Source organism: Candidatus Eisenbacteria bacterium (assembly GCA_035712145.1).
In the GTDB taxonomy this organism is placed as follows: domain Bacteria; phylum Eisenbacteria; class RBG-16-71-46; order RBG-16-71-46; family RBG-16-71-46; genus DASTBI01.
The window spans coordinates 1-2,925 of sequence record DASTBI010000070.1 but is presented as its reverse complement, the minus strand read 5'-3'; the positions used below and the strand labels follow the sequence as shown (position 1 = coordinate 2,925).

General features: G+C 67.3%; 2 protein-coding genes. One reads left to right on the top strand and one right to left on the bottom strand.

The window, feature by feature from the left end:
- Positions 1-166 precede the first annotated feature (166 nt).
- The gene (locus tag VFQ05_04185) at positions 167-2,506 is read right to left on the bottom strand and encodes a protein kinase (GenBank protein ID HET9325949.1); all 2,340 of its coding nucleotides are present in this window, start codon (positions 2,504-2,506) and stop codon (positions 167-169) included.
- Positions 2,507-2,689: 183 nt separating this feature from the next.
- On the opposite strand from VFQ05_04185, the gene VFQ05_04180 reads away from it, so the two are divergent.
- The coding region (locus VFQ05_04180; protein HET9325948.1) for a hypothetical protein at positions 2,690-2,925 on the top strand (236 nt) is incomplete at its 3' end.

The window sequence follows — 2,925 nt, the reverse complement described above, 5'->3', positions numbered from 1 at the left end:
GAAGCTGGTCTGAATCTCTCCACGCTTCGCTACAACGAGGAGTTTCCGTACGCCCGATGGGCCGTCCAGTGGCGTCCTTCGTTCACCGGCGGCGCGGTGCTCGAGGTCTTGCAGCGCGGGTGGTTCACGTTGGTGACTGGGTGAACGGCACGGGCCCGCGCTTCGCCTACCTCAGGGCGGCGATGACGTCATCGGGTGACCCCTCGGCCGGTGGCACTCCTGTCTCCACCCGGAAGTCCGTGAACTGAACTTGGTCCTCCTCGGGGAGTCGTGGCGCTTCGAGCGGCCACACCAGCGAGCGGCCTCGGTCGCCCAGCCAGGCCTGAACCACCTCGGAGCGACGCACGTCGCGATAGGCGGAGATGAATCGCACGAATGTCGGATGGGAGGTTTGAGTGTGGGGATCCAGGCGCTCAGCCACTCTCAGAGCCTGCACGAAGCCCGCTGGATCGTCGGCCGTCGCTCGCAGCACCACATGCAAGTAAGGACCCACGGGAACCTCTGAAGGCCGCTCGTCGATCGGAGGAATGCTCACCGCATGCCCGGCCGACAGGTCGACGCATGCCCGACCCGCGGCGAGGGTTGCTCCGGACAACCCGGCGGCGGCCAGTCCATCCACCTCGCTTCGCGCCGACTCCCAGTGTCCGAGCCGCACTCGGGCCAGGAGCCTGCCGCAGTGTGTCAGCCCCTGAAAGAACGATCCCTGGCCCCATCGCTGCCCCTGATGAGCCAGCGCGATGCTCTCCTCGTAACGGCCGGTCTCCAGGCAGAGAGCCTGAAGCATGACGTAGGCGTAAGCGTTCGCGGGGTCGACCTCCACCGCCCTGCGCAAGCAGCGCTCGGCGCCGGCCAAGTCTCCGCGTTCGACGCGGATCGATCCCATATTGATCAGGGCAACCGCGAACCGGGGTTGGATCTCGATCGCCAAGCGCAGATGTGCCTCGGCTTCCTCGGGCCTCCCCAAAAGGGAAAGGCACACCGCGAGTGCTTTGTGCGCTTCGGGGAGGCGGGGTTGGAGCTCCAATGCGCGCCGGGCGGCTTGCTCGCCACGCTCGAGTCGGCTTCGACCGAGGTCCCATCCCTTGTCCACGAACTGCGCGCACACGTCGGCGATTCCGGCCCAGGCCAGCGCATAGCTCGGCTCGATGTCCACGGCCTCCTCGAACCGCTCGAGCGCGAGTTGCATGTCAGTCTGGGTATACATCTGGTAATGAGCGCGGCCCTGCAGGTACAGGTCGTACGCGCGCACGCTCTCGGGCCGCGCCACCTGGATGACCTCGGTCTCGCCGTGGGTCATGGCGCCGCGGAGGGCCTTGGCGATGGAGGCGGTGATGTCGTCCTGCACGGCGAACACGTCTTCGAGGGTCCGGTCGTAGCGCTCGGCCCAGAGGGGATATCCGCTCGTGGCATCGATGAGCTGGGCGTTGATGCGGACCCGGTTGGCCACCTTGCGAACACTGCCTTCCAGCACGGCGGCGACTCCTAGCTCGGCGGCCACGCGCCGGATCTCGATGCTCTGGCCGCGATAGCGGCCGACCGCGTTGCGCGAAGCAACTCGCAGCTCGCTCACCTTGGAGAGATCGGTCACCAGATCCTCGGTGATGCCGGCACAGAAGTAATCGCTCTCGGCGTCGCTCGAGAGGTTGTCGAAGTAGAGCACCGCTAGCGAGCGCGGCGTGACCGCGGCGTGGCTCGGCGTCGAGTCCCGAACGACAGGAGCCAGAGCCCTCGCGAAGGCCTCGATGGACTCATGACGATCCTTCGGGTTCTTGGCCAGTGCGCGCAGAACGAGGTCGTCCCAGAGAGGAGCAATGCCGGTGCGTCGTCGCGATGGAGGTGGCGGATTCTCGTGGAGGATCTTGTGAATGAGCGCCGCCCGACTCTCGGTCTCGAACGGGTGCGCCCCGGTCAACGCCTGGTAGGCGACGACTCCGAGGCCCCACTGATCGGCGCCGGGCCCGACGTCCCGTCCCTCGACTTGCTCCGGCGCCATCGAAGCCAGCGTCCCGATCACCTGGCCCGCGCCCGTGAGTCGCGTCTGATCCACGAGCAGACGGGCGAGGCCGAAGTCGGCGAGCTTGATGGTGCCTTGGGTCCCGAGCAGGATGTTCTCGCACTTGACGTCTCGATGGACGATGCCTCGTGCATGAGCCGCCGCCAAGGCAGAAGCGATCGCGGCCAGGATCTCGCGAGCTCGTTCCTCGGCGAGCGGACCGCGCGCGATGGCGGAGGCGAGGGTCTCGCCCTCGATGAGCTGCATCGCGAGGAACGGCTGCCCTTCCGACTCGTCGAACTCGTAGACGGTGCAAATGTTCGGGTGATCGAGCGAAGCCGCAGCGCGCGCCTCCTCGAGGAATCGAGCGCGAGCCTCGCGATCCGCCACGCCCACGGGGAGCAGCTTCAGCGCGACATGGCGGCCGAGCCGCATGTCCTCCGCGCGGAACACGGCACCCATCCCGCCCTGGCCGAGCTTGGCGAGGATTCGATAGTGGGAAACGGACTCCATCGACCCGCATCATTCCGCCGCGAGGGGATGGGAATCAAGCGGGTCGCTGCGGGTAGACTCCTCCCGTCTCGCACCGGTCCCGATTCCAACGCCGTACCATGCACCCTGTGAGCTGAACCGATACCTACGGAAAGGGCCGTCACGACACCCCCCGGCGCCGCGACGATGGTGGGGGAGGTCACGATGTTCCGCAGGTCCTCGAGTCGTGCCCCTGGCAGCGGGTTCGCCACGGCGCTCTTCGTCATGGCTGCGACCGCGCTCACCACGACCGTGAGCCACGCTCAGGAGCTGCCCGATCCGGGGGCCCGCGTGCGCGTCCACAGCACTCCGCGTGAGCGCAAACCGGTGCTTGGCGTCCTCGAAGCCTGGAAACCCGACACGCTGGTGGTGCTCTCCGACTCGGCAGCGACGCGCCTCTC